26 protein-coding genes and 1 pseudogene are annotated in these 26097 nt (G+C 69.8%); 7 read left to right on the top strand and 20 right to left on the bottom strand.

Annotated elements, in window-relative coordinates:
* Positions 1–27: 27 nt before the first annotated feature.
* From RDV84_RS17285 to RDV84_RS17235, 11 genes are all read right to left on the bottom strand, one after another.
* The gene (locus tag RDV84_RS17285; protein WP_309151040.1) at positions 28–2433 is read right to left on the bottom strand and encodes a DNA internalization-related competence protein ComEC/Rec2; all 2406 of its coding nucleotides are present in this window, start codon (positions 2431–2433) and stop codon (positions 28–30) included.
* 447 nt (positions 2434–2880) lie between these two features.
* Positions 2881–3627, bottom strand: coding sequence for a lipoprotein-releasing ABC transporter ATP-binding protein LolD (gene lolD / locus RDV84_RS17280; protein ID WP_309151039.1), 747 nt, complete (start codon positions 3625–3627; stop codon positions 2881–2883).
* Entirely contained in the window at positions 3620–4864 is a 1245-nt protein-coding gene (locus tag RDV84_RS17275; RefSeq protein ID WP_078997541.1) for a lipoprotein-releasing ABC transporter permease subunit, read from the bottom strand. Before RDV84_RS17275 ends, lolD begins: the two co-directional genes overlap by 8 nt.
* Before the next feature lie 101 nt (positions 4865–4965).
* The gene (locus RDV84_RS17270) at positions 4966–5688 is read right to left on the bottom strand and encodes a hypothetical protein (RefSeq protein WP_309151038.1); all 723 of its coding nucleotides are present in this window, start codon (positions 5686–5688) and stop codon (positions 4966–4968) included.
* Entirely contained in the window at positions 5639–5911 is a 273-nt protein-coding gene (locus tag RDV84_RS17265; protein ID WP_309151037.1) for an FAD assembly factor SdhE, read from the bottom strand. Before RDV84_RS17265 ends, RDV84_RS17270 begins: the two co-directional genes overlap by 50 nt.
* 47 nt (positions 5912–5958) lie before the next feature.
* The gene (locus RDV84_RS17260) at positions 5959–6378 is read right to left on the bottom strand and encodes an MAPEG family protein (RefSeq protein WP_309151036.1); all 420 of its coding nucleotides are present in this window, start codon (positions 6376–6378) and stop codon (positions 5959–5961) included.
* Positions 6379–6617: 239 nt separating this feature from the next.
* Complete coding sequence (locus RDV84_RS17255; RefSeq protein ID WP_057948001.1) at positions 6618–7406, bottom strand: succinate dehydrogenase iron-sulfur subunit; 789 nt, start codon at positions 7404–7406, stop codon at positions 6618–6620.
* A gap of 15 nt (positions 7407–7421) precedes the next feature.
* A complete protein-coding gene (gene sdhA, locus RDV84_RS17250) occupies positions 7422–9176 on the bottom strand; it encodes a succinate dehydrogenase flavoprotein subunit (protein ID WP_057950151.1) in 1755 nt (584 codons plus the stop codon).
* 42 nt (positions 9177–9218) lie between these two features.
* Positions 9219–9617, bottom strand: coding sequence for a succinate dehydrogenase, hydrophobic membrane anchor protein (gene sdhD, locus RDV84_RS17245; protein ID WP_057948002.1), 399 nt, complete (start codon positions 9615–9617; stop codon positions 9219–9221).
* Complete coding sequence (gene sdhC / locus RDV84_RS17240; RefSeq protein WP_057948003.1) at positions 9614–10009, bottom strand: succinate dehydrogenase, cytochrome b556 subunit; 396 nt, start codon at positions 10007–10009, stop codon at positions 9614–9616. The genes sdhD and sdhC overlap by 4 nt, the downstream gene beginning before the upstream one ends.
* 115 nt (positions 10010–10124) lie before the next feature.
* A complete protein-coding gene (locus RDV84_RS17235) occupies positions 10125–10352 on the bottom strand; it encodes a DUF1674 domain-containing protein (RefSeq protein WP_078997545.1) in 228 nt (75 codons plus the stop codon).
* Positions 10353–10382: 30 nt separating this feature from the next.
* On the opposite strand from RDV84_RS17235, the gene ygfZ reads away from it, so the two are divergent.
* Complete coding sequence (gene ygfZ, locus RDV84_RS17230; RefSeq protein ID WP_309151035.1) at positions 10383–11258, top strand: CAF17-like 4Fe-4S cluster assembly/insertion protein YgfZ; 876 nt, start codon at positions 10383–10385, stop codon at positions 11256–11258.
* A 172-nt stretch (positions 11259–11430) separates the two neighbouring features.
* Here ygfZ and asnB read toward each other — a convergent pair whose 3' ends face one another.
* The 6 genes from asnB to RDV84_RS17200 all read right to left on the bottom strand — a co-directional run bounded on the left by asnB (position 11431) and on the right by RDV84_RS17200 (position 19551).
* The gene (gene asnB, locus RDV84_RS17225) at positions 11431–13410 is read right to left on the bottom strand and encodes an asparagine synthase (glutamine-hydrolyzing) (protein ID WP_309151034.1); all 1980 of its coding nucleotides are present in this window, start codon (positions 13408–13410) and stop codon (positions 11431–11433) included.
* 5 nt (positions 13411–13415) lie between these two features.
* The gene (locus tag RDV84_RS17220) at positions 13416–15710 is read right to left on the bottom strand and encodes a thiamine pyrophosphate-dependent enzyme (RefSeq protein ID WP_309153746.1); all 2295 of its coding nucleotides are present in this window, start codon (positions 15708–15710) and stop codon (positions 13416–13418) included.
* A gap of 81 nt (positions 15711–15791) precedes the next feature.
* On the bottom strand, positions 15792–16442 hold the full coding sequence (locus RDV84_RS17215; protein ID WP_078997572.1) for a glutathione S-transferase family protein: 651 nt from the start codon (positions 16440–16442) through the stop codon (positions 15792–15794).
* Positions 16439–16999 carry a GNAT family N-acetyltransferase gene (locus tag RDV84_RS17210; protein ID WP_057948008.1) on the bottom strand — a complete coding sequence of 187 codons (561 nt, stop codon included), beginning with the start codon at positions 16997–16999 and terminating at the stop codon, positions 16439–16441. Before RDV84_RS17210 ends, RDV84_RS17215 begins: the two co-directional genes overlap by 4 nt.
* A 182-nt stretch (positions 17000–17181) precedes the next feature.
* The gene (locus tag RDV84_RS17205) at positions 17182–18345 is read right to left on the bottom strand and encodes an acyl-CoA dehydrogenase family protein (RefSeq protein WP_078997549.1); all 1164 of its coding nucleotides are present in this window, start codon (positions 18343–18345) and stop codon (positions 17182–17184) included.
* Positions 18346–18720: 375 nt separating this feature from the next.
* The gene (locus tag RDV84_RS17200; RefSeq protein WP_309151033.1) at positions 18721–19551 is read right to left on the bottom strand and encodes a glycine zipper 2TM domain-containing protein; all 831 of its coding nucleotides are present in this window, start codon (positions 19549–19551) and stop codon (positions 18721–18723) included.
* Positions 19552–19764: 213 nt separating this feature from the next.
* On the opposite strand from RDV84_RS17200, the gene RDV84_RS17195 reads away from it, so the two are divergent.
* Complete coding sequence (locus tag RDV84_RS17195; RefSeq protein WP_309151032.1) at positions 19765–19995, top strand: DUF6116 family protein; 231 nt, start codon at positions 19765–19767, stop codon at positions 19993–19995.
* Positions 19996–20018: 23 nt separating this feature from the next.
* Entirely contained in the window at positions 20019–20780 is a 762-nt protein-coding gene (locus RDV84_RS17190) for a TatD family hydrolase (RefSeq protein ID WP_309151031.1), read from the top strand.
* Between the two features lie 65 nt (positions 20781–20845).
* Here the strand turns inward: RDV84_RS17190 and RDV84_RS26760 are convergent.
* Positions 20846–20902 (bottom strand): annotated as a pseudogene (locus RDV84_RS26760) (DUF6053 domain-containing protein); the annotation flags it as partial.
* Positions 20903–20912: 10 nt separating this feature from the next.
* Positions 20913–21737 carry a tRNA cyclic N6-threonylcarbamoyladenosine(37) synthase TcdA gene (gene tcdA, locus RDV84_RS17185; RefSeq protein WP_309151030.1) on the bottom strand — a complete coding sequence of 275 codons (825 nt, stop codon included), beginning with the start codon at positions 21735–21737 and terminating at the stop codon, positions 20913–20915.
* Positions 21738–21950: 213 nt separating this feature from the next.
* Here tcdA and RDV84_RS17180 point away from each other — a divergent pair, with 213 nt between their 5' ends.
* From RDV84_RS17180 to RDV84_RS17170, 3 genes are all read left to right on the top strand, one after another.
* Positions 21951–22403: a hypothetical protein gene (locus RDV84_RS17180; protein ID WP_309151029.1), complete on the top strand. Its 453-nt coding sequence runs from the start codon at positions 21951–21953 to the stop codon at positions 22401–22403.
* 238 nt (positions 22404–22641) lie between these two features.
* Positions 22642–23154 (top strand): glycine zipper 2TM domain-containing protein, encoded by a 513-nt coding sequence (locus tag RDV84_RS17175; protein ID WP_078997553.1) that lies wholly within the window; start codon positions 22642–22644, stop codon positions 23152–23154.
* Positions 23155–23390: 236 nt separating this feature from the next.
* On the top strand, positions 23391–24497 hold the full coding sequence (locus tag RDV84_RS17170) for a M35 family metalloendopeptidase (protein WP_309151028.1): 1107 nt from the start codon (positions 23391–23393) through the stop codon (positions 24495–24497).
* Positions 24498–25109: 612 nt separating this feature from the next.
* On the opposite strand, the gene RDV84_RS17165 is transcribed toward RDV84_RS17170, so the two are convergent.
* Complete coding sequence (locus RDV84_RS17165) at positions 25110–25319, bottom strand: cold-shock protein (protein ID WP_057948016.1); 210 nt, start codon at positions 25317–25319, stop codon at positions 25110–25112.
* Positions 25320–25533: 214 nt separating this feature from the next.
* On the opposite strand from RDV84_RS17165, the gene RDV84_RS17160 reads away from it, so the two are divergent.
* A complete protein-coding gene (locus RDV84_RS17160; RefSeq protein WP_309151027.1) occupies positions 25534–26019 on the top strand; it encodes a DUF456 domain-containing protein in 486 nt (161 codons plus the stop codon).
* Positions 26020–26097: the final 78 nt, after the last annotated feature.

Below are 26097 nucleotides of genomic sequence, written 5' to 3'. Positions count from 1 at the left end.
TCGCGAACCTCCGGCCCATGGCCGACTTCAATCCGGGCGATAGGATAGCCCAGGCGCGCGCCGGGCCGCGTCCCACAGCCGCGGGTGTGCCTGGCGTCGCGATTCCAGGACCGGGCCGGCCCCGCTTTGGCGCCCGTGCGCCGGCGCGCCGAGCCTGATCCGCAGGGCGCCGTCCGCGGCGGTGTCGGCGACCGCCGCGCCGGCCCGGCGCCAACGCTCGAGCACGTCCGCGCGCGGATGGCCGAAACGATTGCCGTGGCCGCTGGACGCCAGCGCGTAGCGCGCGCCGGTCGCGCGCACGAACGCCGGATCGGAGGATTCGGCGCTGCCGTGGTGGGCGATCAAGACCACGTCGGCGCGCAAGCTGTCAGCCGGGGACAGCGCCGCGCGCCGGACCAGATCGCGCTCCACGACTTCGCCGATATCGCCGGTCAGAAGCGCGCTGCCGTGTTCGGTGTCGATGCGCAGCACGCAGCTGGACTCGTTGCGCAGATAGGGAAAGTGCGCGGGCGGATGCAGGAAACGCAGGCGCACGCCGTCCCAGCGCCATTCGCGGCCGGCCTCGCAGGTCCGCAGGCGCAAGCCGTGCAGCGCCGCGCCTTCGACGTCCGGCGGCGCGAACCGCAACGGCGCGGGAAACGCGCGCAGCACCGCGGGCAGGCCGCCGGCATGATCCTGGTCGCCGTGACTGGCGACCGCCGCATCGAGCCGGCGCACGCCCAGGGCGTGCAGCGCCGGCACCACCGCGCGCTCGCCGGCGTCGAAACCGTCGCGCACCGCCGGGCCGGCGTCGAACAACAGGCTGTGGTTCGCGGTGCGCACCAGCACCGACAGGCCCTGCCCCACGTCGATCACCACCAGTTCGGCCTCGCCCGGCGCGGGCAGGCGCCGATCCGGCCACAGCAGCGGCAGCCACAGCAACACCGCCAGCGCCTTGCCGGGAGTGCCGCGCGGCAGCAGCAACCAGAACGCGCCGAGCAAGGCCAACGGCAAGGCGAACCAGCGCGGCTCGGGCAGCCACCACAAGGCCAGGCGGCTGCCGGCCAGGGCCTGGAACCCGGGCCAACCGGGTTCGAAACAGGCCGCGGCCCAGCGCCAGGCGAACTCGCCGGCGCCCGCGTGCAGGGTTTCCAGGCCGGTGCCGACCAGCGCCAGCGGCACCACCAGCAGGCTCCACCACGGCACCGCGACCAGGTTCGCCAGCGGTCCGGCCAGCGAGGCCTGGCCGAACAGCGCCGCGCACACCGGCAGCAAGCCCAGGCTGGCCACGCCCTGGGCCGAGACGAAGCCGCCCAGGCGCTCGCGCCAGCCGCCTTCGCCCATCGCCGGCAGGCACCACAGCAACCAGGCCACGCCGAGGAAGCTGAGCCAGAAGCCGGCGCCGAGCACGGCCAGCGGATCGGCCAGCACGACCGCGATCGCGGCCAGGGCCAACGCGTCGACGCCATGGCCGCCGCGGCGCGCCAGCCGCAATCCGGCCACCACCGCGATCATCAGCCAGGTGCGCACGGTCGGCAGGGCGAAGCCGGCCGCGGCCGCGTACAACAGGCCGCCGAGCATCGCCGCCACCGCCGCCGCTGCCACCGCCGGCACGCGCCGGCCCAGTCCCGGCCACAGCCACCACAGGCCGCGCGCGCACAAGGCGAAGAAACCGGCGACCAGGCCGACATGGAAACCGGAAATCGCGATCAGGTGGGTGAGGCCGTTGGCGCGCAACACCTCCCAATCGGCATCGTCGAGGCCGCGGGTGTCGCCGAGCGCGAGCGCGCGCACGAAGCGCGATCCCGGCGTCGTCACCGCCGTGGCGATGCGCTCGCACATCGCCTCGCGCCAGGCGTCCAGGCCGGCCGGCGGCGCCAGCACGCGCGCCTGGGCGGCGGGATCGCGCAAGTAGCCGTTCGCGCCCAGGCGCTGCGCCAGCGCGTACTTCTCCGCATCCGGGCCGCCCGGGTTGCGCAGTCCGCGCGGCGCGCGCACCCGCGCCTGCAGGCGCCAGCGCTGGCCGGCCTTCAACGCCGCGCGCGAGCGCGGATCGTCGTCGTACCACGCCAGGCGCAGCAGGCGCCCGCGCAGCGGCGCCGGTTGCGCCGCATCGTCGTCGACGCGGAAGCGGAACTGGGTGCGGCGCGTTTCGTGCGTCGGCAGATCGACGATGCGGCCACTGACGGCGACGTCGCGCCGTTCCCAATCCGGCGGCAATTGTAGCGCCAACGCATGCGCCGCATGCAGGCTCGCCAATGCGAAGCCGAACGCGAACGCGGCCAGCGCGCGGGCGCGCCGCAAGCGCCACCAGCCGAGCGTCGCCGCCGCCAACAGCAGCGCCATCGCCGGCCAGGGAAGCAGCCGCGGCGACGCCAGTGCGGCGCCGATGCCGGCGAGCAAGGCGATCGCGACGAGTTTCCCGAAGGGCGGCGTCCTTGCCGCGTCGAACATGGCGTTGCTCCTTCGCCGCCAAATGGATGCGCCTGCGCGTGCCGCGATCCGTACGCTGGATCGCGGAGCGCGTCGGTCCGCGTGCAGAACCTTAGCGCTGTAGCGAAGGCGAGCGCATGGCTCGACAACTGGAGCGCGTGTAGGTCATGGGCGTAGCGGCGTGTCGGAAAACGACGGCGGGAGTGCGTCCGATGCTGCGGACACGACGTCGGCGCGACCGATGGCGCTGCGTTCGCATCCGCGTATTCGTCGTAGTTCTGTTGTCGCGGTCGCGGCTTGCGCCGCTCCTACAGTCGGATTGCGCAAGCGGCGCGGCAGGCTGGAAATGGCGCGGACCGCGGCCCGGGAGATGCCGCCCGTACCGGTGCGTTATCCATCTTCACGGTGTCGCGGCTGCGGCTGGCGCCGCTCCTAACTATCGGATCGCGGCGACGGCGCGGGCGCGGATCAGACCTCGCCCGGCGGCAATTGCCGCAGCTTGCCTTCGTGCAATTCCATCACCCGGTCCAGGCGCCGGGCCAGGCGGCGGTCATGGGTCACCATGACCAGGCTGGTGCCTTGGTCGCGGTTGAGTGCGAGCATCAGCTCGAACACGGTCGCGGCGGTCTTTTCGTCGAGGTTGCCGGTGGGTTCGTCGCCGAGCACGCAGGCCGGGCGGTTGACCAGGGCGCGCGCGACCGCCGCGCGCTGGCGCTCGCCGCCGGAGAGTTCGCCGGGCTTGTGATTGAGGCGATGGCCCAGGCCGACCGATTCGAGCAAGGCGGTCGCACGCTGGGTCGCTTCCTTCACCGGCGGCGAGCCGCGGCCGCCGAGCAAGACCGGCAGCATCACGTTCTCCAGCGCGGTGAATTCCGGCAGCAGGTGGTGGAACTGGTAAACGAAGCCCAGCGCCCGGTTGCGCAACAGGCCGCGGGCGCGATCGGACAGCGAGTTCATGCGCTGGCCGGCGACGAACACCTCGCCCGCGGTCGGCGTGTCGAGCCCGCCGAGCAGGTGCAGCAGCGTGCTTTTGCCGGCGCCGGACGCACCGAGGATGGCGACCGTCTCGCCCTTGTTCACGGCGAAGTCCAGGCCGTTGAACACCGGCGTGCGCAGCGTGCCTTCCGAGTAGGTCATCGCCAGCCCCTGGCAGCTGATCACGGTCTCGGCGGCGTGCGTGGCGGCGTTTGCGTGGTTCGTGGCAACGTTACTCATACCGCAGCGCCTCGGCCGGGGCCGTGCGCGCGGCGCGCCAGGCGGGATAGATGGTGGCCAGGAACGCCATGGCCAGCGCGACGCAGGCGATGACGGTCACGTCGCTCGTGCGCAGGTCGGTCGGCAGGCCGGTGATGTAGTAGACGTCCTCGGGCAGCAGCTGCACGCCGAGCACGGCCTCGATGGCCTTGAGGATGTGTTCCAGGTTCAGGGTCAGCACGATGCCGCCGATCACGCCGAGCACGGTGCCGATGATTCCGATCAGGGTGCCCTGGACCACGAAGATGCGCATCACGCTCATCGGCGTGAGGCCGAGGGTGCGCTGGATCGCGATGTCGGCCTGCTTGTCGGTGACCAGCATGACCTGCGAAGACACCAGGTTGAACGCGCCCATCGCGATGATCAGCGACAACAGGATCGCCATCACCGTCTTCTCCATCTTCAGCGCGCGGAACATGTTGGCGTTGTCGCTGCTCCAGTCGGTGACCCGGTACGGGCCGCCGAGGTTGACCGCGAGGTCGCGCGCCACGTCCCAGGCCTGGTCCATGTCGTGCAGCTTCAGGCGCACGCCGGTGACGCCCTCGCCCATGCGCAGCACCCGCTGCATGTCCTGCATGTTGGCGACCGCCAGGCCCTTGTCGTATTCGTTGTAGCCGGCCTCGAAGATGCCGCTGACGGTGAAGCGCTTGAGCTGCGGCATCGCGCCCATCGGCGTGCTACGACCGTCGGCGGTCATCACCACCACGCTGTCGCCGACCTGGGCGCCCATCCACAGCGCCAGCTCCTTGCCGAGCACGATGTTGAAGCTGCCCGGCGTCAGCGAATCGAGCTTGCCCTGGACCATCTTGTCGGCCAGCACCGAGACCCGCCCTTCCAGCGCCGGATCGACGCCGCGCACGATCGCCGGCTGCTGGCGCGCGGCCGAGAGCAGCGCTTCCTTCTCCACGTACGGCGCGGCGCCGGCCACGCGCTGGTCGGCGGTGGCCATCTCGACCGCGTGGCGCCAGTCCTGCAGCGGCTCGCCGTAGGCGCTGACGGTGGCGTGCGCGGCCATCTGCAGCATGCGGTCGCGGATTTCGCGCTGGAAGCCGCTCATCACCGCCAGGGTGGTGATCAGCGCGGTCACGCCCAGGGCGATGCCGGCGATGGAGGCGAGCGAGATGAAGGAGATGAAGCCGTTGCGGCGCTTGGCGCGCAAATAGCGCAAGCCGATGGCGACTGAGATGGGTTTGAACATGTAGCCGGGATTGGGGATTAGGGATTGGGGATTGGGCGGAAATCCGGGGCCGGCGCGGCGTGCCGCGTTCCTGTCCCGAGTCCCGGATCCCTAATCCCCGCTCATGGTGCCACCGAACGCGGTGCGGGCGCATCGATTGCGACCGCGGCGGCCAGCCGGAGTTCACGCCGGCCGTGGGCGTCGAGGCTGTCGGGCCACCACATCAGGCGCCCGCGGCGGCCCCGGGCGTCGCGAAACTCCAGCCGCGCCAGCGGCCCGCGCCAGTACAGGCGGGCGTGCGCGATCGGCGCATCGTCCAACCAGGCGCGGGCGCCGGCCAGGCGCAGGCGGCGCGGCGGGCGGCGCAGTTCGCGCCGGGCCAGGGCCGCGCCCCACCCCGCCGCCAGCGCGGCCACGGGCCAGCCCAGGTGCGCCGGCAGTTCGCTGGCGAGCGCGGCGACGCCGGCCAGCAGGCCGAGCGCGGCCAGCGCGGCGGCCAGCAGCCGCGAGGCGCGCCAATCGACGCAACCCGGCGCCGGCCCGGCGTGCGGCGCGGAGGCGAACGCCCGGGCAAGGCCCGACCGCAGCGACCGCAGCGATCCGGCCAGCCGTCCGCCGACCCGCGCGGCGACGCGCATCGCCGCCGCGACGGCATTCGCGCCCTCGTGGGCGTCCGCGCCATCGCAGGCAGTCGTGCCATCGCAGGCAGTCATGCCATCGCAGGCATTTGCGCCATCGCGCGCGCGATCCGATGCCGGCCTCGACGCTGGCTGCGATCCAGCCGTCGGCGCCGGCTCAGACCGGCAAGTTGCGGATCTTCTCCACCAGCGCCTGCAACTGCGCATCCTGCGCTTCCTCATGGCCCATGAACCAGTGCCAGAGCTTATCGTCCTCGGTTTCCAGCAGGCGTAGGAAAACCCCGCGCTCGTGTTCGGACGATGCGCGCCATGCGCGGTCGAGATAGCGCCCGAACAGTTGGTCGAGCTCGCGCATGCCGCGGCGGCAGCGCCAGCGCAGGCGGCGCAGTTTGAGCTCGTCGCGCTCGTCGGCGGAAGGGGTGTCGCTCATCCAGATCTCCTGCGATTGCAAAATCCGCGCCGGCGGCCGCGGCCGGGTTACGTCAGCAGGCCGACGCCGATGCGCGCCCACAGCAGCCACAGCGCCAAGCCGCCGGCGGCGTAGGCATAGAAGCGATGCATGACCTTGTTGTAGCCGCATTGGATCGCGCTGTGGGCGATGCGCAAGGCGACGAACAGCCAGGCCAGGGTCAGCGTCGCGGTGTCGGCCAGGCCGTTGAGCGCGGCCACCACCAGGGCCAGGTAGAACAACACCGGCAATTCGAACAGGTTGCGGAAATTGTCCGCGGCCCTGGACTCGGTCAGCTTCGCCACCGCTTGCGCGGAGGTCGCCACCGATTGCGGATGGATGCGATCGCGCTTCATCTGGCCGATGCGCACGTAGAACAGGCGCAGCCATACCGCGCAGGTCAGCACGGCCATCGCCAACGCCGGCAGGAAGATCGTCTTGGTGTCCATCGTGTCCATCGGATGCTGCGCTCCCTGGAAGGCCGCGCGCGGCGCGGCGCGCGAACGGGGCGCGGCGCCGGCCCATCGCCGGCGAGCGCCAGCGCGCATCCTCCGCCAAACCGCGCGCGGCCGCCACTGCACCTGTGGACGATGCGACGGCGCGAACGAAAACGCCGCCGCCCGCGGTGCGGACGGCGGCGTCGGCGACGCTGCGCTGTTCTCGACTCGAACGCTTGCGGCCCGAGCCCTCAGACCCGGCGCTGCAGCATCAGCTTCTTGATCTCGCCGATGGCCTGGGCCGGGTTCAAGCCCTTCGGGCAGGTCCGCGCGCAGTTCATGATGGTGTGGCAGCGATACAGCTTGAACGGATCTTCCAGATCGTCCAGGCGCGCGCCGGTGTCCTCATCGCGCGAATCGATGATCCAGCGATAGGCCTGCAGCAGGATCGCCGGGCCGAGGTAGCGGTCGCCGTTCCACCAGTAGCTCGGGCAGCTGGTCGAGCAGCACGCGCACAGGATGCATTCGTACAGGCCATCGAGCTTCTCGCGGTCGGCCGGCGACTGCAGGCGCTCGCGGTCCGACGGGGTCGGGCTCTGGGTGCGCAGCCACGGGCGGATCGAGGCGTACTGGGCGTAGAAGTGGGTCAGGTCCGGAACCAGGTCCTTGACCACGTCCATATGCGGCAGCGGATAGATCGGCACATCGTTCTTGGCGTCGCCGCAATCGGCGATGGCGCGGGTGCACGCCAGGGTGTTGGTGCCGTCGATGTTCATCGCGCACGAACCGCAGATGCCCTCGCGGCAGGAGCGGCGGAAGGTCAGGGTCGGGTCGATCTCGTTCTTGATCTTGATCAGCGCGTCCAGAACCATCGGGCCGCACGAGGCCAGATCGACCTCGTAGGTGTCGACGCGCGGGTTCATGCCGTCGTCGGGGTTCCAGCGGTAGACCTTGAAGGTGCGCGGCTGCTTGGCGCCCGGCGTCGCCCAGTGGCGGCCCTTCTGGATCTTGGAGTTCTTAGGCAGTGAGAATTGGGCCATGTCGGCGGCTCCTGATCAGTAGACGCGCTTGGCCGGCGGGATCGATTCGACATCCCCCGTCATCGGCTGCATGTGGACGGGGCGATAGTCGATGCGGGTATTGCCCTTCTCGTCCACCCAGCACAGCGTGTGCTTCTGCCAGTGCGCGTCGTCGCGCTCGGGGAAGTCCTCGTGCGCATGCGCGCCGCGCGATTCCTTGCGGTTCTCGGCCGAGACGATGGTCACCAGGGCCTGGTCGAGCAGGTTGGCCAGCTCGAAGGTTTCGATCAGGTCCGAGTTCCACACCATCGAGCGGTCGGTGACCTTGACGTCGGCGAACGACGCGTGGATGTCGCGCATCTTGGCCACGCCCTCGGCCAGGGTCTGGCTGGTGCGGAACACCGCCGCATCGGCCTGCATGGTGCGCTGCATCTTGTCGCGGATGACCGAGGTCGGGGTGCTGCCGCTGGCGTTGCGCAGCTTGTCCAGGCGCGCCAGGGCGATGTCGCAGGCGTCGGCGGCGAGCGGCGCCTGCTTGGCGTCCGGGGTGATGGTTTCCGCGCAGCGGTTGGCGACCGCGCGGCCGAACACCACCAGGTCGAGCAGCGAGTTGGAACCCAGCCGGTTGGCGCCGTGCACCGACACGCAGGCGGCTTCGCCGATCGCGTACAGGCCCGGCACGACCGCGTCGGGGTTGCCGTCGCGCAGCTGCACCACTTCGCCGTGGTAGTTGGTCGGAATGCCGCCCATGTTGTAGTGCACGGTCGGGATCACCGGGATCGGCTGCTTCTCGACGTCGACGCCGGCGAAGATGCGCGCCGATTCGGCGATGCCCGGCAGCTTCTTGTGGATCACTTCCGGGCCGAGGTGGGTCAGGTCGAGCAGGATATGGTCCTTGTGCTCGCCGACGCCGCGCCCGTCGCGGATTTCCATGGTCATCGCGCGGCTGACCATGTCGCGCGGGGCGAGGTCCTTCACGCTCGGCGCGTAGCGCTCCATGAAGCGCTCGCCGCTGCTGTTGCGCAGGATGCCGCCTTCGCCGCGCACGCCCTCGGTGATGAGGCAGCCGGCGCCGTAGATGCCGGTCGGGTGGAACTGCACGAACTCCATGTCCTGCATGCCCAGGCCGGCGCGCAAGGCCATGCCGCCGCCGTCGCCGGTGCAGGTGTGGGCCGAGGTGGCGCTGAAGTAGGCGCGGCCGTAGCCACCGGTCGCCAGCACCGTGCCTTGCGCCTTGAACAGGTGCAGGGTGCCTTCGGCCATGTCCAGCGCGAGCACGCCGCGGCAGGCGCCGTGCTCGTCCATGATCAGGTCGAGGGCGAAGTATTCGATGAAGAACTGCGCGTCGTGCGCCAGCGACTGCTGGTACAGGGTGTGCAGGATCGCGTGGCCGGTGCGGTCGGCGGCGGCGCAGGTGCGCTGCGCCGGCGGGCCCTTGCCGAACTTGGTGGTCATGCCGCCGAACGGACGCTGGTAGATCTTGCCGTCGTCGGTGCGCGAGAACGGCACGCCGTAGTGTTCCAGCTCGATGATGGCCGGAATCGCCTCGCGGCACATGTACTCGATGGCGTCCTGGTCGCCGAGCCAGTCCGAGCCCTTGACGGTGTCGTAGAAGTGGTACTTCCAGTTGTCGTCGCCCATGTTGGCCAGCGCCGCGGCCACGCCGCCCTGCGCCGCCACGGTGTGCGAACGGGTCGGGAACACCTTGGTGATGCAGGCGGTCTTCAGGCCCTTCTGGGCCAGGCCGAAGGTGGCGCGCAGGCCGGCGCCGCCGGCGCCGACCACGACCATGTCGAAGCTGTGTTCTTGGATCTTGTAGGCAGAGGCCACGGATCAGGCTCCCAGCGCGATGCGGATGATGGCGAGCACGCTGGCCAGGGCCGCGAGTGCGCAAACGAAAACGATGGCGATCTGCGAGGCCATCGCCAACAGCGGGGCGTGGACGTAGTCCTCGACGATGACCTGCAGGCCGAGCCGCGCGTGCCAGAACATCGCGATCACGAACGCGCTCAACAGCACCGCGTTGCACGGGTTGGCGACGCTGGCGCGGACGCTGGCGTAGTCGCCGCCGATCCACGACACGATCAGGCCGATGGTGTACAGGCTCAGGAAGATCAGCGCGATCGCGGTGACCCGCTGGACCACGAAGTGGTGGGTGCCGTACTGGGCCGAGCCCAGGCCGCGCGCCGACTTGAGCGCGGTGCGCGCTTCCTTCTGGCTGAAGATGCTCATGCGCCACCTCGCGACATCATGGCGACGATCCAGATCAGCGCGGTCAGCACGAGGCTGCCGATGACGCTGGTCCAGCTGCTGCGGATGAAGGTCTGGACCTTGAAGCCGAAGCCGGCGTCCTGGACCAGGTGGCGGATGCCGTTGAGCAGGTGATAGGCGAAGGCCCAGGTCCAGCCGAACAGGATCAGGAAGCCCAGCGGCGAGCGCGCGCAGGCGATGAAGCTCGCCCAGGCGTCGGGCCCCGCGGCCAGGGCGGTCAGCGCCCAGGCGATCAGCAGGGCGCCGATGGAGAGGATGACACCGGTCGCGCGGTGCAGGATCGAGGTCGCCATCTGTACCTGCCAGCGGTAAACCTGCAGGTGTGGCGACAAAGGTCGTTCGCGGTTCGCCATGAGGGTATGGCAATCTCGGCTGGGCGGCGGCGCCGCGTGGCGGGGAAGCGTGCGGGCACGCCGGTGTGGGGGTTTCGGGACGGTGCTTGAAAAGCGAACGACGCGGACCGATCAGCTAGAAATCGATGCAGCGTCCGTTCTTTTCCCAGTCGCCGTAGCGGGTCGGTTCGAGACCGTCGCGACCACCGTGCTCCTTGGGCGGCTGCGCTTGCGCAGCGGGCTCAACCGGAGCGTCCTTGGCGGAAGGCGATGCGCCTCCCGTCTCGGCCGCGCCGGACACGGGGGTCGCCGGGGTCTCGGACGCGTCGTCCGAACGTGCTTCCGGGGTGGTTTCGCCTATCATCACAGCGTTAAATATTAATTCCCGGCCCCCATGCCTGACAACCCGCACGCCTTGCCCGGACAGGCCTTCGCCCTGCCCGGTCAACGACTCATCGCCCTGGAGGGCCGCGACGCCGCGGCTTTCGCCCAGGCGCAATTCATGAACGACGTCAAGGGCCTGGCCGACGGCCACTGGCAATGGAGCGGCTGGCTGACGCCCAAAGGCCGCGCCGTGGCCCTGTTCGCGCTGCTGCGCCTGTCCGAACAGCGCATCTGGCTGGTCGTGCCCGATGCCGACGCCGATGCGCTGGTCGAGGCGCTCAAGCGCTTCGTGTTCCGCAGCAAGCTGGTCCTCGCCGTGCGTGAAGACCTCGTGATCGAAGGCCGCTTCGGCGCGCCCGAACGCGCATCGGGCGCGGCGGTCGGCGGCGAGGCCGACGGTATCGTCGAACTCGACTTCAGCGGCGCGGACGAAGCGCGGACTTTGCTGATCGTGCCGGCAGCGCAGGCCGCCGCGGCCGACGAGGCCCTGGCCGCGCGCTGGGCCCTGGCCGACCTGCGCCACGGCCTGCCGCGCCTGGCCGCCGCGCAGGCCGAGCAATGGACCCCGCAGCAACTGTCGCTGGACCGGCTGCGCGGCTACAGCGTCAAGAAAGGCTGCTACCCGGGCCAGGAGATCGTCGCCCGCACCCACTTCCTCGGCAAGGCCAAGCGCGGGCTGGCGCTGTTCGCCGCGGCCGCGCCGGTCGCGGCCGGCGCGGAAGTGCGCGGCGAAAGCGCGGCGCTGGGCACGGTGGCGGCGAGCGCCAGCGACGGCGCGACGCATCTGGCGTTGGCGGTGTTGCCGTTGGAGCGCGCGCAAGGCGCTGCGTTCATCGACGGGCAATCCGTACAGGAAATCCCGCTGCTCGACGGACTCGCCCGCTAGCTCCTTGTAGGAGCGGCGCAAGCCGCGACCGCGCCAATACGACTACGGCGCGATTGCCTATCGGGATCGTTCGGTCGCCCGCTACGGTGGGGACAGTTCCGTCGTGATCGCATTGCCGCGGTCGCGGCTCGCGCCGCTCCTACAGAGGGCGCCCGAAGCCGCGACGCGTCGGCTACAACCCGCCCTCGCCGCTGGTCGCCCGGATCAGCGCATCGCCCGCGCGGTCGCGCTGCGCACGCCAGTGTTCGTGCCAGGCCTGGAACATCAGCACGTTCCACAGATGCGTGTGCCAGCGCTTCTCGCCGTCGACGAAGGCGCGCCACAGGCCGTGGACGAGGTCGGCGTCGAAGTAACCCTGCGCGCGCAGCCGGTCCGGGGCGAGCAATGCCTCGGCCCACTCGCGCAGGTCGCCGCGCAGCCATTGCGAGACCGGCGCGCCGAAGCCGCGCTTGCCGCGGTCGACCATCGCATCGGGCAGATAGCGCCGCAGCACCCGCTTGAGCAGATGCTTGCTGCCGCCGTCGTCGCCGCGCTTGTAGTGCAGCGGCAGCGACCAGGCGAATTCGGCCACCTGGGTGTCCAGCAGCGGCGCGCGCGCCTCCAGCCCGACCGCCATGCTGGCGCGGTCGACCTTGCACAGCAGGTCGTCGGGCAGGTAGACGCTGTAATCGGCCAGCATCATCGCGTCGGCCGCGGTGCCGCGGCCGTCGAGCGGTTCGGCCAGGTCGTACAGCGTCGGCGGCAGTTGCGCGCCGGGCACCGCCGCCTGCGGAAAGCGCCAGCGCACGATCCGGTTGCGGTAGACATCGCCGATCCCGCGCGCGCCCATCTCGGCGGCGAACGCGGCGAAGCCGCCGGCGCGCGAGGCTTCGCCGTGGTCCTGGGCGCGCCCGGCCAGCCAGCGCCGCAGCGGCGCCGGCACCCGGTGCAGCAGGCTCAGGTTGCGCAAGGCGCGCTCGTAGCGCTTGTAGCCGAAGAACAGTTCGTCGCCGCCGTCGCCCGACAGCGCCACCGTGACCAGGTCGCGGGCGAGCTTGCAGACCAGCGCGGTCGGCACCTGCGAGGCGTCGGCGAAGGGTTCGTCGAACATCGCCGGCAGCCGCGGCACCACCGCCAGCGCGTCGCCACCGCTGACGTAGAGCTCGGTGTGCGCAGTGCCCAGGTGCCGCGCCACTTCGAGCGCGAGCGGCGCCTCGTCGTGGTGCGAGCCTTCGAAGCCGATGGTGAAGGTCTGCACCGGCTTGGCGCTGAGCGCCTGCATCAGCGAGGTCACCACCGACGAATCGGTGCCGCCGGACAGGAACACGCCGACCGGCACGTCGGCGACCATGCGCAGGCCGACCGCCTCGCGCAGCAGTTCGTCGAGGCGGTCCTCGGCGGCGTCGATGTCGCCGTCGAACGGATCGGCGATCGCCGCACGCATGCGCTCGGCGGCGTTCCAGTAGCGTTGCTGGTCGCGCGCCGGATCGTGCGCGCCGGGGCCGCGGGCGATGGCGGCCGCGTCCAGGCGCAGCAGCGCGCCCGGCGCCAGCTTCCAGGTATCGGCGTGGATGCAGTACGGCGAAGGCACGTAGTCGTAGCGCAGCAGCAACGCCAGCGCGTCGCGGTCGACGCCGTTGTCGAACTGCGGATGCCGCCACAGCGCCTTGAGTTCGGAGCCGAACACCAGGGTATCGCCGGCCCAGCCGTAGTACAGCGGCTTCTTGCCGACCCGGTCGCGCGCCAGCCACAGCTCGGCGCGCTCGCGGTCCCACAAGGCGATGGCGAACATGCCGTTGCAGCGCGCGATCGCCGCTTCCACGCCCCACTGCGACACCGCCGCCAGCAGCACCTCGGTGTCGGAATGGCCGCGGAAGCCGTGGCCCAGGCCGAGCAGTTGTTCGCGCAGTTCGGCGAAGTTGTAGACCTCGCCGTTGTAGGCGATCACGTAGCGCCCGTCGGTCGAGGCCATCGGCTGATGGCCCAGCGGCGACAGGTCGAGGATGCTCAGCCGGCGATGGGCGAGCGCGATGCCGGCCTGCGGATCCGCCCAGACGCCGCCGTCGTCGGGGCCGCGGTGGTGCAGCGCCTCGCCCATCGAAGCGGCGAGCGCGCACAGGTGCTCCTGGTCGAGATCGTTGCGCGGACGCAGCAGTCCGGCCAGTCCGCACATCGGCGTCAGCCCTGCGCCAGCGCGTCGGCGGCGCGGACGATGTCGTCGTCGCCCGGGATCACCAGGAACGCCGCGCCGGCCAGCGGGGTGTAGGTGTCCACGCCGACCACGCGCTGCAGCGGCACGCCGCCGAAGCCGGCCTCGGCCAGCGCGGTGATCACGCCCTCGCCCACGCCGGCGCTGCGGCGGCCTTCGTCGACCACGATCACGCGCTTGGCGCCGCGGGCCTGCTCGGCGATGTAGGCGTCGTTGAGCGGCACCAGCCAGCGCAGATCGACCACGCGCGCCTTCCAGCCGTGCGCCTGGTCGATCCGGCGCGCGGCGCGCAGGCTCATCGGAACGCCGTTGCCGTAGGTGAAGATCACCAGGTCGTCGCCTTCGCTGCCGTCTTCGGGCGCATACACCCTGCCCTCGCCCAGCGTCATGGCCTGGTCCGGCGACGGATACGTCGTCAGCCATTTGCCGTCGCCGGCTTCGTACAGGTCCTTGGTCATGTACAACGCGATCGGCTCCAGGAACACGGCCACGCGGCCGTCTACCTTGGCCAGCGCGGTCAGCGTGCGCAGCATGGTCGCCGCGTCGTCGCCGCGCGAGGGACAGCCGACCACCAGGCCGGGAATGTCGCGCAAGGCGGTGATCGAGTTGTCGTTGTGGAAGTGGCCGCCGAAGCCGCGCTGGTAGCCCAGGCCGGCGATGCGCACCACCATCGGGTTGCGGTACTGGTTGTTGCTGAAGAACTGCAGCGAGGCCGCCTCGCCGCGGATCTGGTCGCAGGCGTTGTGGAAGTACGCCAGGTACTGGATTTCCGGGATCGGCAGCAGGCCGACGTTGGCGAAGCCCTGCGCCAGGCCGAGGATCATGGTTTCGTCGAGCAGGGTGTTGAACACCCGGCGCGGGCCGAACGCCTTCTGCAGGCCCTTGGTGACGGTGTAGACGCCGCCCTTCTGCGCCACGTCCTCGCCGAACAGCAGGGTTTCGGGGTACTTGGCGAACAGGTCGTGCAGCGCGTTGTTGATCTGGATCGCCAGGTGCCGCGGCGGCTGCGCCTCGGGCAGCTTGGCTTCGCTGCCGAAGGCCTGCAGGCGGCGCTCGGCGTAATCGGCGCGCTGCGCTTCGGCCTGGACCGCGGCCGGCGTGTACGGCGCCAGCGGCGCGATCACGTGTTCGAGGGTCTCGATCTTGGGCCGGCGGTCGGCGTCCTCGGCCGCGGCGAAACAGCGCGCGCGCGTGGCCTCGTACAGCGCGAGCACTTCGTCCTTCGACATCAGCCCCGACTCCAGCGCGATCGCCGCCGAGCGCAGCAGCGGGTCGCTGGCTTCGACCGCGCACAGCTCCTCGACCGGACGCCATTCGATCTCGAAGTCGGTGCCGGCGTGGCCCATGATGCGGGTGGTGCGCAGGTGCAGGAAGGTCGGGCGGCGGGTGCCGCGGCAATGCGCGACCGCGCGCTGCACGTCGGCGTAGCCGCTGGCGAGGTCGAGGCCGTCGGCGGCGAAATAATCCAGCCCGTCCATGTTGCGGAAGCGGTTGCCGATCCAGCCGCCCGGGGTCTTCACCGAGATGCCGATGCCGTTGTCCTCGCACACGAACAGCACCGGCGCCGGCAGCTTCTGGTACGCGGTCCAGGCGGCTGCGTTGAACGCGGTCTGGGCGGTGGCGTGGTTGGCCGAGGCGTCGCCGAAGGAGCAGATGGCGATGCTGTCGTCGGGGATCGGCAGCGCATGGCCGAGGCGGCGCGCGGTCTCGATCGCCACGGCGGTGCCCAGCGCCTTGGGCAGGTGCGAGGCGATGGTCGAGGTCTGCGGCAGCACCCACAACGGCTTGCTGCCCCACACCTTGTGGCGGCCGCCGGACGCGGGATCCTCGGCGCTGGCGGCGAACGACAGCGCCGAATCCATCACCGGGTCCATGCCCGGCAGCTTGCGGAAGCGCTCGGCCATGAAGCCGCCGCTGCGGTAGTGCAGGAACGCCGGATCGGTGTGGCGCGCCGCGCGCGCGACCATCGCATTGCCTTCGTGGCCGCTGGAACCGATGGTGTAGAAGACCTTGTTCTGCACCCGCAGCACCCGCGCCATCAGGTCGAGATGGCGGCTGATCAGCTGCGATTCGAACAGCTCGCGGAAGCCGCGCGCATCCAGCGCGCTGCCGTCGAGGATCGCCTCTTCCGGCGCCGGGGGCGCGTCGCCGCGGCCGTTCCAGGCCTTCACGAACTCGACGAAATTGACGTCGCAGATCTCGGCCCGGTTGAGGCCCTTCATGCGCGCCGGGATCGGGCTCGCGACCGGGTTGAAGTTCGGCATCTGGCTGAAGATCGAAGACTGCGGTTGCGCTGACATCGGGGACTCCGCCGCCCTGTCCGGGCCGGCTCGACTAGGGGGAATTCAGAGGGAACGGTTGCTTTCGGCGATCCGCTGCGCGGCCTGCGCGTCGGGTTCGGGCAAGGCCACGAAGCGCGGCGTGGCGCGCACCCGCGCCAGCCACGACACGATCGCGGGATAGCCGTCCAGCGCGATGCCGCCGTGCGCGGCGACGTCGGTGTAGGCGAACAAGGCGATGTCGGCGATGCCGTAGCGCTCGCCGGTGAACCATGCGCGGTCCTGCAAGTGGCGCTCCATCACCGCCAGCGCCTGGTGGCCGCGCTCGCGCAGCGCCGGCAGGTCGGCGCGGCGCGGCGAATCCAGCGGCGTCCAGCCGGCGATGAAGCGGGCCACGGCGATGCTCGGCTCGTGGCTGTACTGCTCGAAGTTCATCCAGCTCAGCGCCTGCGCGCGCTGCCACAGGTCGGCCGGCAGGAATTCGCTGCCGTCGGCCAGGTAGTAGAGGATCGCGTTGGATTCGCTGAGCGTGCGCCCGTCGCCGAAATCCACCACCGGCACCTTGCCGTTGGGATTGAGCGCGAGGAACTGCGCGGTGCGGGTCTCGCCGCGGCTGCTGTCGACTTCGACCCAGCGATAGCGCTCGCCGAGCTGCTCCAGCAGCAGGCGCAGCTTGTGGCAGTTGCCCGAGGGCGAGAAGCCGTGGACGGTGATCATGCCTGCGCGGCCCCGGCCTTGCGCCGCGCGCGCCATTCCTCGCGGCTCTGGCCCCACACTTCCACTTCCTTCTCGTGGAAGGGTTCGGGCAGGCGGTCCTGGCGCAGGTAACGCGAGCCGAGCTTGCGCGCCACGCCCTTGGACGCGAGGTTGCCGGCGTCGATGGTGTGGATCACCTCGCTCCAGCCCAGGTGGTCGAACGCCCAGTCGATGCTCGCGGCCGCGCCTTCGCTGGCATAGCCCTGCCCGCCCGCGCTCTCGACGATGCCCCAGCCGACCTCGGTGCCCGGCCAGCCGTCCGGCTGCCACGGGCCGAGCCGGCCGATCCAGCGGCCCGAGGACTTTTCGAACACCGAGAAGAAGCCGTAGCCGAGCGCGGCCCAGGAGCCGATCACCGACATCAGCCCGCGCCAGGCCACCGGCCGCGGCTGCGGGCCGCCGATGTACCGCAGGTAGTCGCCGGCGCCCATGAACTGCGCCCAGGCGTCGAAATCCTCCAGCCGCGGCGGGCGCAGGAGCAGGCGCGGGGTTTCCAGTTCGATGTCGGCGATCGTCATCATGGATCGGTTCCCCGGAATGCTCTGGCTTGGCTTGGAAAGCCCCCGCCCCGCTTGCGGGACAGGGGTTGCGGCGAGGGCAACGCAGTTGCCGCGCGCGCGCCCATCCGGCCCTTCGGGCCACCTTCTCCCGCAGGAGGGAGAAGGAAACACATCGGGCTCCCGCAGGCGGGAGCGCGGGATCAGAACGCGTTGATGCCGGTCAATTCGCGGCCGACCACCAGCTGGTGCACCGTCTCGGTGCCCTCGTAGGTGATGACCGATTCCAGGTTCAGCGCATGGCGGATCGCGCCGTGCTCGGTGGTGATGCCGGCGCCGCCGAGCAGGTCGCGGCATTCGCGCGCGATATCGATGGCCATGCGGCAGTTGTTCCACTTCGCCAGGCTGACCTGGGTCGGCTGCATGTTGCCGGCGTCCTTGAGCCGGCCGAGCTGCACCACCAGCAACTGCGCCAGGGTGATGCGGCGGGCCATCTCGGCCATCTTGATCTGCGCCGACTGGGTCGCCGCGACCGGACGGTTGAACAGGATGCGTTCCTTGGTGTAGCCCAGCACTTCGTCGAGGCAGGCGATGGCGGCGCCGATCGGGCCCCAGGTGATGCCGTAGCGGGCCTGGGTCAGGCAGCCCAGCGGGCCCTTGAGGCCCTTGACGTTCGGCAGGCGGTTGGCGTCGGGCACGCGCACGTTGTCGAAGAACAGCGACGAGGTCACCGACGCGCGCAGGCTCATCTTGTGCTTGATCTCCTGGGCGGCGAAACCGGGCATGCCCTTCTCGACCACGAAGCCCTGGATGCCGTCCTCGGTCTGCGCCCAGACGATGGCGATGTCGGCGAGGTTGCCGTTGGTGATCCACATCTTGGAGCCGTTGAGGATCCAGTCGCCGCCGTCGCGCTTGGCGTTGGTCTTCATGTTGGCCGGATCAGAACCGCCGTGCGGCTCGGTCAGGCCGAAGCAGCCGATGATCTCGCCCTTGGCCATGCCCGGCAGCCAGCGCATGCGCTGCTCTTCGCTGCCGTAGGCGTAGATCGGGTACATGCACAGCGAGGACTGCACGCTGACGAAGCTGCGGATGCCGCTGTCGCCGCGCTCGAGTTCCTGGCAGATCAGGCCGTAGCTGACCGCGTTGAGGCCGGCGCAACCGTATTGCTCCGGCAGCGAGGAACCCAGCAGGCCGAGTTCGGCGATTTCCGGAACCAGTTCCTTGGGGAAGCGGCCCTGGTCGAAGGCGTCGCCGATGATCGGGATCACGCGCTCGTCGGTGAAGCGGGCCACGGTGTCCTGTACGGCGCGCTCCTCTTCGCTGAGCAGGGAACGGACGTCGAAGAGATCGTAGGGATGCAGGGCCATGGCGCGCCGGAGACCTGTTTTGGGCAGAAAGACGGCCATTGTAATGGGCGGGCGAAGCCGGGGTAAGGCCAGGGCTGGCGGCTGGCCGGGCGCGCGCCGCGCGAAAGCGGTTTCCGCGCGCGTCGGCGAAATCGGCGCCGAATCGACGCCGACGCGCGGCGCCTCTGTTTTCAAGCGGTTTTCGACGCGCCCGCGCGCCGCCGCGGAACCGCTACGGCATGCTCGGCGGGTGCGGCCGCGATGCGGCAACGCATGCCGCCACGTCCCGCCGCGCAGAAAATCCATTCTTTCTTGCAGCCCTTCGCGCAAAAAAAAACGGGGCCGGATGAACCGGCCCCGCTTCGGGTTGTCTGTCGCGCCCTGCGCGGGCTGCGCTCAACCGCGCCCCGGCGCCGCCAGCGAGGCGGTCTGGGTCACCACCTGGCCGTCGACCACCGGCAGGCGCTGGGTCGGGCGCTCGTCCATGCGCACGGTCTGCTCCTGGCCCTGGTAGCGGTAGGTCACGTTGTAGCCGACCACCTTGTTTTCCGAACCCAGCGAAATGCGGCTGCCGGGCTTGGACTCGGTGCGCGTGGTGCCGGTGGTGCCGTCCGGATTGCGGTAGGTCACGTTGTAGGCGACGACCTTGCTCGACTGCGAGGAGTCGGACACGGTGTGGCACTGGCGTTCGGTGCGGTTGACCACGCGGCCGCCGACATGGTTGCGGTCCACGCGGTTGCCGATGAAGCCGCCGGCCACGGCACCGGCCGCGGTCGCGGCCTTGCGGCCGTTGCCCTTGCCGACCTGGTTGCCGAGCAGGCCGCCGACCACCGCGCCGACCACCGTGCCGCCGACGTTGCCGTCGCGCTCGGGCAGGCGCTCCTGCACCACCACGTCCTCGCACACTTCGCGCGGGGTCGACACGGTGCTGGTCTCGCGTACCGGATCGGTGCCGATCACGGTCGCGTACAGCTTCTCCTTCTGGTTGATCGGCTTGACGTTGACCACGTCGGCGTAATCGACCTGCGGCTGGGTGTTGATCGCACCGCTGGCGGCGAGATCGCCGGCCGGGGTCGCGCCGTTGACCGCGTTCGGCATCTCCTGGCCGGGCGCCGGAGTCAGCGCCGCTACCGGAGCGGCGGGGCCGCGGAAGCTCTGGAAAGCCGCGACCGCCACGCCGCCGACCAGCAGCGACGCGATAGCGACAGCAATCATGTTCTTGTTCATTTGGAGCCTCCTGCAGCGGGGGAACCGCGGTGGTCGTCGGTACGATCCTTACCGGATGTAAAGATCGCGTTGGGCGGGGTCATTCCACCACCGGAAAGCTGAACCGGTGCCTATTGAATCGAGCCTTTTTAGCGCCAATCTGTCCCCTGCATAAACCCTTCCGCCGGCACGTGCTAGCGTGTTTGCCAACTGCATCACAACCCGTTCACCGCCATGGCCAATCCGCTGCTCGCTCCCCTGATGGGTTTTCTCGGCCGCCTGAGCTATCCGCGGCTGTTCGTGCTGACCGCGACGCTGTTCGCGGTCGACCTGGCGATTCCCGACCTGATCCCCTTCGTCGACGAACTCCTGCTCGGCCTGGGCACCTTGCTGCTGGCCAACTGGAAGAACCGCAAGCAGCCGCGGGCCGGCAGCATCGAGCCGCCGCCGCCGGCGCCGCGCTGAGCGCGGCTGTGCCGAGCAACGGCTTGATCGACAGCCACTGCCACCTCGACGCGCCGGAGTTCGACCCGGACCGCGCCGAAGTGGTCGCGCGCGCGCGCGCCGCCGGCGTCGCCGCGCAAGTGGTGCCGGCGATCGACGCCGCCGGCTGGCCCAAGCTGCGCGAGGTCTGCGCGGCCGCGCCGGGGCTGCATCCGGCTTACGGCCTGCATCCGATGTTCCTGGATTCGCACCGCCCCGGGCACCTGCCGCTGCTGGGCGAATGGCTGCAGCGCGAGCGCCCGTGCGCGGTCGGCGAATGCGGGCTGGACTACTACATCGAAGGGCTCGACCGCGAGACGCAGTCGCGGTACTTCGACGGCCAGTTGGAACTGGCGCGCGAGTTCGACCTGCCGGTGATCGTGCATGCGCGCCACGCGGTCGACGCTACCCTCGCCGCGATCCGCCGGGTCGGCGGGCTGCGCGGGGTGGTGCACAGCTATTCGGGCAGCGAGGAGCAGGCGCAGCAGTTGTGGAAACTCGGCTTCCTGCTCGGGCTGGGCGGTCCGGTCACGTATGAGCGCGCGCAGCGGCTGCGGCGGATCGTGGCGACGATGCCGCTGGAATTCCTGCTGCTGGAGACCGACGCGCCGGATCAGCCCGATGCGGAAATACGCGGGCAACGCAACGAGCCGGCGCGGCTGGCGGGGATCTGCGGGACCATCGCGCGGCTGCGCGGGGTGCCGGCCGAGGAAGTGGCGCGGGCGACGTCGGACAATGCGCGGCGGTTGTTCGGGCTGGATTCGTAAGCGCTGAAAGAAAAGCGTCGGGACTGAAGTCCCTCCCACAACAGCCGCGCTTGCCCAATACAGCGGCCCGCTGTTGTGGGAGGGACTTCAGTCCCGACGCCTTTCGATCCGCTCGCAGCGAACCGACAGGAATCAGTCCGCCTGCGCCTTCGGCTTCAACAGAATCTCCAGCGCCCGGCCCACCGCCGCGAACGCGAACACCCCGGTGATGTGCGTCGCCGCGCCCAGCCCCGCGCCGCAGTCGAGCTTGAGCGCGGCGTCGCCGTCGAGCTTGGGCCGCAGCCCGCACACCGTGCCGTCGGGCTGCGGGTACTTGACGTTCTCCAGCGAATAGATCGCCGACACGCCGAAGTAGCGGCTGGCGTTCTTGGGAAAGTTGAATTCGCTGCGCAGCTTCTTGCGGATCAACGCCAGCATCGCGTCGTGCTCGGTGCGCGAGAGGTCGCGCACCCGCACCAGGGTCGGATCGGTGCGGCCGCCGGCGGAGCCGACCGCGATCACCGGCAGCTTTCGCCGCCGGCACCAGGCGATCAGCTCGACCTTGCTGCGGAAGCTGTCGCAGGCGTCCAGGACCAGATCGAAGCCGCGGTCCAGCAATTCGGACAGGTTCGAGGGCGTCAGGAAGCTCTGCACCGCATCGACCTCGATCCCCGGGTTGATCGCGCGGCAGCGCTCGGCCATCGCCTCGACCTTGGCCCGGCCGTACTGGCCGGCCAGCGCCGGCAACTGGCGGTTGGTGTTGGACACGCACAGGTCGTCGGCGTCGATCAGGGTCAGGTGGCCGATGCCGGTGCGCGCCAGCGCCTCCACCGCCCACGAGCCGACCCCGCCCATGCCGACCACGGCCACCCGACACTGGCGGAAGCGGGCGACGGCGCCCTGGCCGTAGAGGCGGTCGATGCCGGCGAAGCGTTCTTGCCAGAGGGTGTCGGCGGATTCGGAAGCGATGGCGTTCATCGCGCCATTGTAAAGGCCGCGGCCGCGCGCGCCCGCCGCGACCGCGGAAAGCAGCGGGCCATCGGCGCGCCCGGCGGCGGCTTCGCGCGCCCCCACCCTGCCCGCGCGCGCCGGCAAGCGGCCGCTGCGCCCGCGCATCGCCGCTCGCCCGCGTGATCTCAAGCTCACATCCGTGCGTGCTATCGTGCCGCGATCTTGGATGGAGGCCAGGCAATGAGCGACACCCAGCCCACCGCCGCCGCGCCGAAGCGCAAAGGCAATGGTTCGAAGTATCTGTTCCTGTTCCTGATCGGCCTGGTCGGCGGCGTCGTCGCCACTGTGATGCTGATGAACGCCTGGAACCAACGTCAGGACAAATTCCCTGGCAGCGTCATGCAAGTACAACAGTGGCACCTGAATCAACTTAAAGACAGGGTCACACAGAATCGTTGCGCCGCTACCGACACCTTGCCGCATATCAGTGCGCTACGCATGATGGCCGATGATCTCGATCCTGCATTCCCCGGGCTGAAGGACGACCAGCGCTTTTCTCAGCATTCGGCAAAAATGCGCGCCGCGCTTGACAATGCTCGGACCAATCCGCCGGTCAGCTGCGCCGGCGTGACCACGGTGGCCGAGCAGATCGGCGAAGCCTGCAAGGCCTGCCATCAGGATTTCCGCGGCTGAGCCGCACCGGCATCGGCGGTCGAATCGCAAACGACGAACGGCGCGGCCCTGGCGGGTCGCGCCGTTCGCTTGTGCGCCGGCCGCGACGCGCCGCGGCCGCCCGCTTCAAGCTGAACGCGTACTCGAACCGGCACCGGCGAGGCGCCGAAATTGAACACCTGTTCACGTGGCGGCTTTTAGCTTGGCAAGCGCGTGGCGACGGTCGCCACATCGCATGCACAAAGCGCAGGAGCCTGGAATGAATACCAAGAACATCCGTTTGCTGGGCGTCGCAGCCGCGGCTTCGCTCGCCCTCGCCGGTTGCGCGACTTCGCCGGGCTATGGTGGTGGCGGTTACGGCGGCGGCGGCGGTTACAACAACTACCCGCAGCAGCCGCAGCCGGGCTACGGCGATCAGAACCGCTGCTACGACTGCGGCGTGGTCACCCGGATCGAGCAGATCAGCACCCAGGGCACCGCGCCCAGCGCCACCGGCGCGGTGCTCGGCGGCCTGGTCGGCGCGGTGGCCGGCCGCAAGATCGCCGACGACCACACCGACAGCAAGGGCCGCAAGAACAGCGCCACCGTGGCCGGCGCGGTCGCCGGCGCGGTCGCCGGCAACGCGATCCAGAACCGGGTCGGCGCGCCGAGCTACAACGTCTATGTGCGCATGGACGACGGCCGCACCCAGGTGGTCACCCAGAAGGACCTCGACGGCATCCGTGAGAACACCTACGTGCGCGTCGCCAACGGCCGCGCCTACATCCGCTGACGCGGCGCGCGCCGCCGCGGCGCGCGATGAAACAATGTAACGAAGAAAAACGGCCCGCATCACGGGCCGTTTTTCTTGTGCGTCCGCGACGTTTCCGGTTCACCACGGCCATCACGATTGGCCGCGGAACTAATGCACCAAACGCTCTCTTCCCGGATGGGCGCCTGCGCTAGCGTCGTGCGGTCCGCGCCGCGGGCCCAGCCAACGCAAGTCAACGCATCACCGGGAGAGTCGGAATGAAACTTCGCATCGTGCATGTGGTTTCCGTGGGCGCCGTGCTGTCCGGCGCGATCGCCGCCGCCGTCGCCACGCCGCCTTCGGCGACGCAGAACAACCCGCTGCGCATCGGCATGGTCGCGGTGACCGGCAACGCCGACGATTTCCTCGGCGCGGTCGAGGTCAGCGTCACCAACACCAGCAAGAAGGCGGTGCGCCTGCCCAAGTGGCAGCTGCCCTCGGACGAGTTCGACGCCAAGCTGTTCTCGATCAGCTACAACGGCGAGGCGGTCGCCTATGAAGGCAAGATGGTCAAGCGCGGCCTGCCGTCCGCGGCGGACTTCGCGATCCTGCAGCCGGGCGAAACCGTGCGCCGCATCGTCGACCTGTCGGCCGGCTACGACCTCTCGCGCACCGGCCAGTACGTGGTGACCTTCCGCGCGCCGCTGCAGCACGCCTCCACGTCCGACCGGGTCATGCTGCACCAGGCCAACGGCCTGCCGATGAGCGCGCAGAGCGCGCCGCTGCAGTTGTGGGTGGACGGCATCGACCAGCTCGGCGGGACCAAGGTCGCCGCGGCGAAGAAGCCGGTCGGCCCGACCGCGGTGGTCAACGGCGTCAACTACGTCGGCTGCACCACCGCGCGCACCAGTTCGGCCGGCCAGGCCGTGGTCCAGGCGCGCGCCTATTCCGAGAACGCCAAGGGCTATCTCAACGCCGGCACCGTCGGCCCGCGCTACACCACCTGGTTCGGCGCCTACACCGCCAGCCGCTACTCGACCGCGCGCTCGCACTTCCAGGCCATCGACGCCGCGCTGGACCAGAACAACGGCCAGATCACCATCAACTGCGGCTGCACCAGCAGCGCCTACGCCTACGTGTACGCGAACCAGCCGTACCAGATCTACGTGTGCAACGCGTTCTGGAACGCGCCGCTGACCGGCACCGACTCCAAGGCCGGAACCCTGGTCCACGAGATGAGCCACTTCACCGTCGTCGCCGGCACCGACGATCACGCCTACGGCCAGGCCGCGGCCAAGAATCTGGCGACCAGCAACCCGACCAACGCGCTCGACAACGCCGACAACCACGAGTACTTCGCCGAGAACACTCCCTTCCAGAACTGAGTCGTCCCGGACAGGCCACGCGCGACGGGCGGCATCAGACGCCCATCGCGCCCAGGCTGCCAGCGGCCCGCCCGGTGCGGGCCGCTTTTTTTATGCCTGGGCTCAACCCCGATGCGCAGTACCGGACGTTGGATTTCCACGAGCCGGCGCAGGGATGCGCACACTCCGCAGGAGGCGGCGGGAACGGCGCGGGAAACGAGGCCCGCGACGTGCCCGAAGACAGGCTCGGCGTGCAAGCGAGGGCACGCAGCGGTACCGGTGCGGGGCGAGGACGGGTCGCCGGAACCGCATTGAGCGGCACAAGGAAGGTGCTGGCGGCCACGGACGGCCGCCGCGGCGCCGGGGGATCGGGACGGTCCCCGGCGCTTTTTGTATTTACGGCGCGGCGCGCCGGGCATCGCGAGCGGCCGCGGCAGCTCGCGACGAAAACCGGGACCGCGGCAGCGCGCGCAATCGCCTCGCGAATGCGGCGTCGACGCGACGACTGCCGGCCGCGGGATTCGCATTTGTGATAACGATCAAAAGTATACGAAAAGAAAAACCCGGCCGTAGCCGGGTTTTTCCGAGTTGCGCGCCGATCGTGCGGCAGCGCAGCATCGCACGCAGTGCGATTTACATCGGCTCGACCGCGTCGGCCTGCAGGCCCTTCTGGCCCTGGACCACGGTGAACGAGACCTTCTGGCCTTCCTTCAGGCTCTTGAAGCCCTGGGACTGGATCGCGCGGAAATGCACGAACACGTCCTCGCCGTTTTCGCGGCTGATGAAGCCAAAACCCTTGGCGTCGTTGAACCACTTGACGGTTCCGATCTCTTTACCGGACATCGCTACTCTCTCCTTGAAACGTGGTGTGTTGGCGCGAACGCTCGCGTGCTGGTTGCAAGGAGGAAGCGAGGTGCAACGATGTAGCGGATCGGTGGATCAACCGCATCGGGCCACGATTCACGGTGACCCTTGGCAAACGCAGCGCCCGCAACGTACCCCGACATGGGCCAAAATGCAAACCACGCCGGACCGCCCGTCCGCTTAGGGATTACACATGGATTTGGATGGCTTTTATTACATTCTCGCCGCGTTTCTGGTGCTGCTCGGAATCGCCGGAACGGTCCTGCCGGCACTGCCCGGCCCGCCGCTGGTGTTCGTCGGCATGCTGCTGGCCTCGTGGGTGTCCAAGTTCGAAAAAGTGGGCTGGATCACACTGACGATCCTGGGTCTGCTGACGCTGCTGTCGATGGTGGTCGACTTCGCCGCGACCGCGATGGGAGCCAAGCGGGTCGGGGCCAGCAAGCTTGCGATCGTGGGTTCGGTGATCGGCACCTTCGCCGGCTTGTTCTTCGGCCTGATCGGGGTGTTCATCGGCCCGTTCGTGGGAGCGCTGGTCGGCGAGTGGATCCACACCCACCAACTCGACCAGGCCACCAAGGTCGGCGTCGGCACCTGGGTCGGCATCGTCGTGGGCACGGTGTTCAAGCTCGGGCTGGCCTTCGCCATGGTCGGGGCCTTCGCGATCGCCTGGTTCGTGTAGGCGCGGCCCGCGTCGACGGCCCGCATCGACGCTCCGCTCCATTAACGGTTCACACCGCATTCGCGCGGCAGTGCAAGA

Origin of the sequence: Lysobacter yananisis, assembly GCF_031199375.1 — a bacterium.
GTDB classification, from domain to species: domain Bacteria; phylum Pseudomonadota; class Gammaproteobacteria; order Xanthomonadales; family Xanthomonadaceae; genus Lysobacter; species Lysobacter yananisis.
This window is presented reverse-complemented; position numbering and strand designations above follow the sequence as displayed.